The sequence below is a fragment of the Prosthecobacter sp. genome (genome assembly GCF_044373815.1).
Lineage (GTDB): Bacteria > Verrucomicrobiota > Verrucomicrobiia > Verrucomicrobiales > Verrucomicrobiaceae > Prosthecobacter.
The window spans coordinates 1-8612 of the sequence record NZ_JBIPNG010000282.1; the positions used below are offsets into that span (position 1 = coordinate 1).

At 59.7% G+C, this 8612-nt stretch carries 6 protein-coding genes; 4 read left to right on the forward strand and 2 right to left on the reverse strand.

The window, feature by feature from the left end; translation table 11 throughout:
• On the forward strand, positions 1-1837 hold a 1837-nt coding region (locus ACIREA_RS20345), incomplete at its 5' end, for a CocE/NonD family hydrolase (protein ID WP_397384177.1).
• Here the strand turns inward: ACIREA_RS20345 and ACIREA_RS20350 are convergent.
• Positions 1834-2784 carry a threonine dehydratase gene (locus ACIREA_RS20350; protein ID WP_397384182.1) on the reverse strand — a complete coding sequence of 317 codons (951 nt, stop codon included), beginning with the start codon at positions 2782-2784 and terminating at the stop codon, positions 1834-1836. The genes ACIREA_RS20345 and ACIREA_RS20350 overlap by 4 nt on opposite strands.
• 71 nt (positions 2785-2855) lie before the next feature.
• On the opposite strand from ACIREA_RS20350, the gene ACIREA_RS20355 reads away from it, so the two are divergent.
• Positions 2856-4307, forward strand: coding sequence for a Gfo/Idh/MocA family protein (locus ACIREA_RS20355; protein WP_397384178.1), 1452 nt, complete (start codon positions 2856-2858; stop codon positions 4305-4307).
• A 3-nt stretch (positions 4308-4310) separates the two neighbouring features.
• Here ACIREA_RS20355 and ACIREA_RS20360 read toward each other — a convergent pair whose 3' ends face one another.
• A complete protein-coding gene (locus ACIREA_RS20360; RefSeq protein ID WP_397384179.1) occupies positions 4311-5216 on the reverse strand; it encodes a helix-turn-helix domain-containing protein in 906 nt (301 codons plus the stop codon).
• Between the two features lie 102 nt (positions 5217-5318).
• On the opposite strand from ACIREA_RS20360, the gene ACIREA_RS20365 reads away from it, so the two are divergent.
• Positions 5319-7334: a DUF1553 domain-containing protein gene (locus ACIREA_RS20365; RefSeq protein WP_397384180.1), complete on the forward strand. Its 2016-nt coding sequence runs from the start codon at positions 5319-5321 to the stop codon at positions 7332-7334.
• A 4-nt stretch (positions 7335-7338) separates the two neighbouring features.
• Positions 7339-8612 (forward strand): DUF1501 domain-containing protein (locus ACIREA_RS20370; RefSeq protein WP_397384181.1); only part of this gene is annotated, 1274 nt, incomplete at its 3' end.

An 8612-nucleotide genomic window follows, 5' to 3' on the forward strand; every position in this document is an offset into this window, starting at 1 on the left:
TCGCGCAGCCATCATGGCGGTCCTGCTGGTTGCTTCTTTCCTTAATGCCCAGGAAGCGGGCGTTAAGGTCGAGAAGAACGTCATGGTGGCGATGCGCGATGGCGTGAAACTCGCCACGGATGTTTATCTGCCTGCGGGCAATACTGCTAAGCTGCCCGTCATCCTTACGCGTTTGCCTTACAACAAGGACGGAGCGAAAAGCTTCGGCGAGTACTTTGCGGCGCACGGCTATGCGTTTGTGGCGCAGGACACACGCGGACGCTATGCCAGCGAAGGCATCTGGCACTGGATGACCGATGATGGCGTGGACGGCACGGACTGCGCCGCATGGATCGCCGCACAGCCCTGGGCAAATGGCAAGATCGGCATGGTGGGCACCTCGTATGTGGGTGGCACGCAGCACGCGATGGCCTTGGAAAAAGTGCCGCAGCTCACCACCGTCATCCCGGTGGATGCCGTGTCCAACATGGGGCGGCAGAGCATGCGCAATGCGGGTGCGTTTGAGATGCGCTTCTGGAACTGGATCATGCTCAATGCCGGCAAAGGCAGCAACGCCGCGCTTGATCCTGCCACGCAAAACGAACTCAAGGAAATGGCAGACTATCGCTGGGATTACCTCTCCTTGCTTCCATTGCGCCCTGGCTCCACGCCGCTCAAGCTCGCCCCTGAATACGAAGACTGGCTCATTCAAGCCATGCGCCACGGCAAGGACGATGCCTTCTGGCGGCAGAACAACATTCTGGCCGATCCCTCGCGCTACAAAGACATGCCCGTCTATCTCGTCGGTGGCTGGTATGACTCATGGGCCGGCAACACCTCGGCCAATTTTCAGGCGTTGTCGAAGACGCTGAAAAGCGATGTCTATCTCATCATGGGCCCATGGATTCATGGCGCGCAAAACAAATCAGCGCATGGGCAGGTGGAGTTCGGCAAAGACGCCGCCATTGAGGATCAGCTTGCCTGGCGCAAGGAGTGGTTTGATCACTGGATGAAGGGCATCGACAACAGCGTCGGCAAGGCCGCTCCCTTCGCCAAAAAAGTGCGCATCTTCGTCATGGGCACCGGAGATGGCAGCAAGACCAAAGAGGGCCTGCTCAATCACGGTGGGCAGTGGCGTGATGAAAACGAATGGCCGCTGGAGCGCATGAAACCCACCCCGTTCTATCTGCATGCCGAAGGCCTGCTGAGCGACGCAAAGCCCAAGGCTGAGCGCGCATCCGTGACCTATGCGTTTGACCCCAAGAACCCGGTGCCCACGCTCGGCGGAAACATTTCTTCCGGAGACGGCATCATGCAGCAGGGCGCATGGGATCAGCGTGGCAGTGACAAATTCTGGAACTGGACCAAGCCCATTCCGCTGTCCGCCCGCAGCGACGTGCTCGTGTTCCAAACGGCACCGCTGACCGAAAACACCGAAATCACGGGTGAGATCGAGGTGAAGCTTTGGGCCTCATCCGATGCCTTGGACACGGACTTCACCGCCAAGCTCATCGATGTCTATCCCTCCAGCGCCGACTGGCCGCATGGCTTCGATCTCAATCTCGCCGACGGCATCGTCCGCGCCCGTTTTCGTGATTCACTGCAGGAAGAAAAGCTCATGCAGCCCGGCAAGGTCTATCCCTTCACCATCAAGCTCTATCCCACGAGCAACGTCTTCAAAAAAGGCCACCGTATTCGCGTGGACATCAGCAGCAGCAACTTCCCCCGCTTCGATGTAAACCCCAACACCGGCGAACCCCTCCAGCAGCATCGCCGCACGGTCATCGCCACGAATACGGTCTATTACGATCGCGAGCATCCCTCGCACATCGTGTTGCCGTGGGTGCCGCGACGTTAGAGCAGCGCCTCGCGCAGGATGCTCATGCTCGCATTCCCACCTGTGAGCACACACGCCACTCGTTTGCCCTGCCATGCTTCGCGCTGCTTCTTCAGCGCCGCATAAGCGAGCGCACCCGCTCCCTCCGCAATGTTATGAGTAGCCTGAATGATCTCACGCATCGCAGCCACGGTCTCCTCATCACTCACGGTGACAATCTCATGCGCGTGCCGCATCACATGTTCCAGCGCATCACGGTTCGGCGTCTTGCAGGCCACGCCCTCCGCCACGCGCGTCATGCTCTTTTGCTCGACAAACTGCCGCTGCTGAAACGACAGCGCATACGCAGGCGCATGCTCGGACACCACGCCGATGATCTTCGTCTTCAATCCCAGCGCCTCCCGCGCCGCGGTCACGCCGCAGAATCCGGAACCCAGGCCGATGGGCACAAACACCACATCCAGATCTTTCACCGTGCGAAACAGCTCCAGCCCATACGTCGCCACACCGCGCACAAGCCAGGGGTGGAATGACGGCACCGCATGCAGCCCTTCTTTGGCTGAGAGTTCACGCGAAAACACAAGCGCCTCCTGAAACTCGCGACCATGCTCCACCAGTTCCGCCCCTAGCGAGCGCATGGCGGCGTTCTTCTCCGGGTTGTTGCCATGCGGCACCACGATCAACGCCCGCAGGCCGTTCCGTCTGGCTGCAAAAGCAATGGACTGCCCGTGATTGCCGGTCGAGGCGGCGATGACCCCGCGCACCTCGGGTTGCTGACGTTTCAGCTCGTCCATATAGACCAGTCCGCCGCGAATTTTAAAAGCCCCGACGGGCGTGTGATTTTCATGCTTCAACCACAGGTCGCAGCCCTGGCCCGCTTCGAGCAGAGGCCAGCGGTACGCCGGTGTTTCGTGGATGTGGGGGCGAATGAGCGCCTTGGCGGCTTCGATTTCGCTGAGTGTCGGCAGTGGCTCCATCTTTCACCGCTAGGCATGAACTTCGCAAAGGCAAGCCCGCAGCTTACGTTATGAGGCCCACCATGAACACGCCTGCCACTTCTCGTCGTCGTTTCCTTCAGACCTCCCTCGCCGGAGCCATTTCCATGCCTGCCTGGGGCGCACCGCGCGGGGCCAATGGAGATGTGCGTGTCGCGGTGATCGGTTTTCGCGGTCGTGGTGGCGGTCATATCAAGGAACTGCTCAAAGTTCCCGGCGTGCGGTTGGTGGCGCTGTGCGATGTCGATTCCACCGTCGTGGACAAGAAAGTGGCCGAGCTCGCCAAGCAGAACATCACCGTCAAAACCTACCGTGACTTCCGCGAGTGCTGTGCGGACAAGGACATTGATGCCGTGACCATTGCCACACCGAATCACAGCCATGTGCTCATCGCGCTCACGGCCTTGCAACACGGCAAGCACGTCTATGTGGAGAAGCCCGTCTGTCACAATCTCATTGAGGGACGCAAGCTCATGGCGGCTGCCACCAAGGCAGCCGCGAAAGGCATCATCGTGCAGCACGGCATGCAACGCCGCTCCGACCTCGGCTGGGCTGCGGCCATGGCATGGGTGAATGAAGGGCACATCGGCAAGAAGAAGCTCTCCCATGCGCTCGTCCACGGCCTGCGCCTGAGCATTGACAAGGTGGACGCCGCCCAGCAACCGCCCGCAACGGTGGATTACAAGCTGTGGTCCTCGCCTCGCCCTGAGATGCCCATCATGCGCAAGCAGTTCCACTACGACTGGCACTGGCAGTGGCCCTATGGCAACGGCGACATCGGCAACCAGGGACCGCATCAGTATGACGTGGCGCGCTGGGCGCTCAATGACCCCGCCACGCTGCCGCAGCGCGTGATGAGCCTCGGCCATCGCTGGGGTTATGTGGATGACGGCCAGACGGCCAACTGCCAGCTCGCATTCCATCCCTATGAGCCCGTGCCTCTGCTCATGGACATGTTTGGCCTGCCCACAAAGAACATGGATCAAAAAACCGGCGAGCCACCCTACAAGGGTATCCGCACCGGAAACATTATCCACTGCGAAGGCGGTTACGTGGCTGAATCCAAGGTCTACGATAATGAGGGCAAGACCATCACGAAGTTTGAGAACTTCCTCACTGGCCCGGATCACATGAAGAACTTCATCGACTCCGTGCGCGCTGGCAAATACACCAAGGATGTGCTGCACATCCGCCACGGCCAGCAGGCCGCCGCTCTCGCACATCTCGCGAACACTTCCTACCGTCTCGGCAAGGCGATGAAGAACGAAGAAATCAAAGAGCGCCTGCAGGGCGACAAGTTCGGCCAGGAAATGTTTACCGGCATGCTCGCCACCCTCGCCGCAAATCAAATCAACACCGAGGTCGAGCAAGTCGTCGTCGGCCCATGGCTCGATTTCGATCCGGTGAACGAAGTCTTCACCGGTGAGTTCGCCGCCGAAGCCAACAAACTCGCACAGGAGGAATACGCCGCCGGATTCGAACTGCCGGAGGTGTAAACCTCAGACCTGGGCGTGCTGACGGCGGAAGTCCTTGGGAGACATGCCAACGACTTGCTTGAAGCGCCGCGAGAAATGGAAGGCATCATGAAAGCCGAGATCGTCCGCGATCTTGGCCAGGGTGTGGCTGCTTTCCAGCAGTCTGGCACAGGTGCGCAGCACGATCGCGTCGGCACGGAATTCGCCTGGGCTTTTGCCGGTCATTTGCACAAATCGTTTTCGAAAGGCGCTGTAGGACATGCCGAGAGAAGCAGCGATTTCTTCCAGCAATGGCGCTCCCAGTTTGCCATCAGCAAGCATGCGCTCCGCAGCCTCCCGCCACTGCAAGGTCTCCGTGGTCTGGTGCTGTGACGCATCAAACTGGAGGGCATCGGCCAGCCACTGCTGAAAGTGGCATAGGCGTGATAAAGCCGTCTCAGGGGGCGCATCCGGTGGCGGCTGGAGGATGCGGCGCAGCCTGTTTGTCCAGTAGGGGAGAGGGCTGAGTTCCAGCACACGGCTGCGGTCTCCGGGGTATCCGGCAGACTGCCAGGCATCGAAGACGCTGCCATTAAACCACAGGAACAGCTCACTCCAGCGTACGCCATCTTTGGGGCCGTAGCTTTGATTCACGCCGGGCTTTGACCACACCAGAGTGCCGGGCTGCATCACACAGCGTACCCCGGTGTCGTCCATGTAGTCAGCCGTGCCTTCGAGGGTCAAAACCAACAGGTAGTGCGGCGTGGGTCGCAAATAATGCGGTGCAGGTGCATGCGCATAGGTGGCCTGGCTGTCCCACTTGGTCCCGGCGAAAACGATCTGCCCCAGATCGCAGTGCATGGGCCGCGTTGCGTTCATGTTCCATGGGCCTGGAATGCTGAAATAGAGATTGGGGTCACGCTCGTCGGCCATGTCAAAATCTACATGCATGAGGTCAAACATTCAATTTAGAGAACGGTGGAATGCCCGTATGTGTATGTCAGACAGTCTATGCCCACCATGCGCCAGCCTGAACTCCATCGCTGTATTTCCATGCCATCTGCATTCTTCGCAGTGCTAGGCGCGTATGCGTTCGCGCTGCCTGTCATGGCGGTGGACTATGTGAAGGACATCAAGCCCTTGCTCAAGGAGCGCTGCATTTCCTGCCATGGCACCATGAAGCAAAAAGGCGACCTGCGGCTCGATGCCGGCGCTTTGATTCAAAAAGATGTTCACCACGACTTGCTTGAACGCATCGCTTCCACGGATGAAGACGAACGCATGCCGCCGGAAGGCAAGCGTCTGAGCGCAGAGCAAATCGAAATGCTGCGACAGTGGATCGCGGACGGTGCGCCCTTTCCAAAAGACGAAGCGATTCCAAAGAAGCCTTCCGAGCACTGGTCATTCCAACCCGTGCAGAGCCCACCGCTGCCTGCGTCTGCCTCTACTCATCCGATTGACGCCTTTGTGTTCGGCAAACGCAACGCTGCACCTCAGGCGAATCCATTGGCGCTGCTTCGCCGCGTGCATCTCGACCTCACGGGCCTGCCGCCAACGATTCAAGAGCAGGAGCGCTTTGCCAAATCCGGTGATCTGAACGCCGTGATCGATGATCTGCTCACACGCCCCGAATACGGTGAGCGCTGGGCGCGGCACTGGCTGGATGTGGTGCGTTATGCGGACAGCAACGGCTACGAGCGCGATGCGGAGAAGCCTTTCGTCTGGCGCTATCGTGACTACGTCATCGACTCTCTCAATCAAGACAAGCCCTTCAACCGCTTTGTTTTGGAACAACTCGCGGGCGATGAACTCCCAGACCGCTCGCTCTCATCCGTCATCGCCACCGGCTTCCTTCGCCTTGGTCATTGGGACGACGAGCCCGCAGATCCTGCCGCAGATCGTTACGATCAGCTCGACGATATCGTCAGCACCACCGGGCAGGCCTTCCTCGGTCTCACCATCGGTTGCGCACGCTGTCATGATCACAAGTTCGAGCCACTCACCACTCGCGACTACTACAGTCTCGTCGCCGTGTTCAATCCCCTCAAGCGTCCAGCCAAAGGCCGTGCGGAGTTGACTGTGCCCGTTGATGGCGCGGAGGTTTACGCCTGGAGTGAACCATCAGCAAAAGCACCGGAGACGCATGTGCTTGTGCGTGGCTCCCCCACTCGCTTTGGCGATCTCGTCGAGCCTGCGGTGCCTGCCATTCTCGTCAAACAGCAGCCCTCATTCCCAGCACCTAATGATAAGACCACGCAGCGCCGCCTCGGCCTCGCACAGTGGATCGCCAGTGAGCAAAATCCGCTCACGGCCCGAGTGACGGTGAATCGTGTCTGGCAGCAGCACTTTGGCCAGGGCCTCGTCACCACCGCGAATGATTTTGGCCTCATGGGAGCCGCTCCTGCACAACCGGAATTGCTCGACTGGCTCTCGCACTGGTTCATGTACGATGCCGGGTGGTCGCTGAAAAAGCTGCATCGCCTCATCCTCACCAGCCAAACATGGCAGATGAGCAAATCGACCGACTCGCTCATGCGTTACCGCCGCCTCGAAGTCGAAGCCATCCGCGACTCCATGCTCGCCGTCAGCGGCCTGCTCAATCCGAAACGTTTTGGCCCTGCGATGAAACCCGGCATTCCAAAAGCCGCGCTCGAAGCCAACACCGACAAGGAAAAAGTCTGGCAGCCCTCCGATGAACGCGAAGCTTCGCGCCGCAGCATCTATGCCTTCATCAAACGCGGCCTTGTCATCCCCATGCTCGAAACCCTCGACCTCGCTGACACCGTCAGCAGCTGCCCGCAGCGCCAGGTCACCACCGTCGCGCCGCAGGCGCTGAGTTTGTTCAACGGCGAATTCGTCAACCAGCAGGCCCAACACTTCGCCACACGCTTGCGCCATGAAGCAGGCAATGATCCAGAAAAGCAGATCACCCGCGCATGGAAGCTCGCGCTCTGCCGCAATCCCTCACCTGATGAGCTGGCGAAGATGCGCACCTTTCTTCAAGACCAACCGCTGGAGCAAGCCTGCCGGGTCATTCTGAATCTGAACGAGTTTGTTTATCCCGAGTAAAACGATGGCCCGCCCTCTCACACGACGCGAATACTTGATGCGTGCCACTGGCGGCTTCGCCGGACTGGCGCTGGCAGATTTGATGGCAACTGATGCACTCGCTGCATCGCCGCTGTCGGAAAAGCGCCCGCATTATTCAGTGAAGGCCAAGCATTGCGTCTTCCTCTTCATGAACGGCGGGCCGAGCCAGGTGGATACTTTTGATCCGAAACCAGCGCTCAAGAAATACCACGGCATGCCTTACCACGGCGATGCGAAGGTGGGATCCAACGGCCGCGCCGTGGGCCATCTGATGCAGTCCCCGTTTGAGTTCAAAAAACACGGTCAGAGCGGCCTTGAGATCAGCAGTCTCTTTCCACACACCGCCATGCACGCGGATGACCTCTGTGTGATCCGTTCCATGCATGCGGACACAGCAGCGCATGCCTCCGGCTGCTTGCAGATGAACACAGGCAGCATCTTCATTGGCAAACCCTGCCTCGGCTCCTGGCTCAATTACGGTCTCGGCACCGCCAATCAAGACCTGCCCGGCTTCGTGGTGATGACCGACCCCCGCGGCGGGCCCATCGGCAGTGCATCCAATTGGACAGCAGGCTACATGCCAGCCGCGTATCAGGGCACCTTGTTTCGCAGCGGCGGCTCGCCCCTTCTGGATCTCGCGACACCCGGAGGCACAAGCGACCGCACCCAGCGGCGCAGTCTCGATCTGCTCAAGTCCTTGAACGAAGAACATCTCAAGCGGCATCCCGAAGAGACGGAACTGATGGCACGCATCGAGTCCTACGAGCTGGCCTACCGCATGCAGACTGAAGCGATGAGCGTGGTCGATCTCGACAGCGAAGACGCTGCCACGCGGGAGATGTACGGCCTCAATGACAAGCGCACCTCCGACTTTGGCCGCAAATGCCTCATCACCCGCAAGCTCATCGAAAAAGGCGTGCGCTTCATCCAGCTCTACTCCGGCGGCGGTCACATCGAGGACACCTGGGACGGCCATAACGACTGCATCACTAACCACACTTTGCACGCCGGTGAAACTGATCAGCCCATCGCCGCGCTGATCGCCGATCTAAAACGTACCGGCCTTTGGGACGAAACCCTGCTCGTCTGGGGCGGTGAGTTTGGCCGCACCCCTACGAGCGAAGGCGTGGGCAAACCCGGCCGCGATCACGACTGGCATGGCTTCTCCATGTGGATGGCTGGAGCCGGCGTCAAAGGTGGGCAGGCCATCGGTGCCACCGACGAACTCGGATTCAAAGCCGTCGAAGACCGCTGTCA

What these genes read in the sequence shown, in the direction of transcription:
- ACIREA_RS20355 (WP_397384178.1), top strand. Translation starts at nt 2,856, where the DNA reads ATGAACACGCCTGCCACTTCTCGTCGTCGTTTCCTTCAGACCTCCCTC.
- ACIREA_RS20360 (WP_397384179.1), bottom strand. Translation starts at nt 5,216, where the DNA reads ATGCATGTAGATTTTGACATGGCCGACGAGCGTGACCCCAATCTCTAT.
- ACIREA_RS20365 (WP_397384180.1), top strand. Translation starts at nt 5,319, where the DNA reads ATGCCATCTGCATTCTTCGCAGTGCTAGGCGCGTATGCGTTCGCGCTG.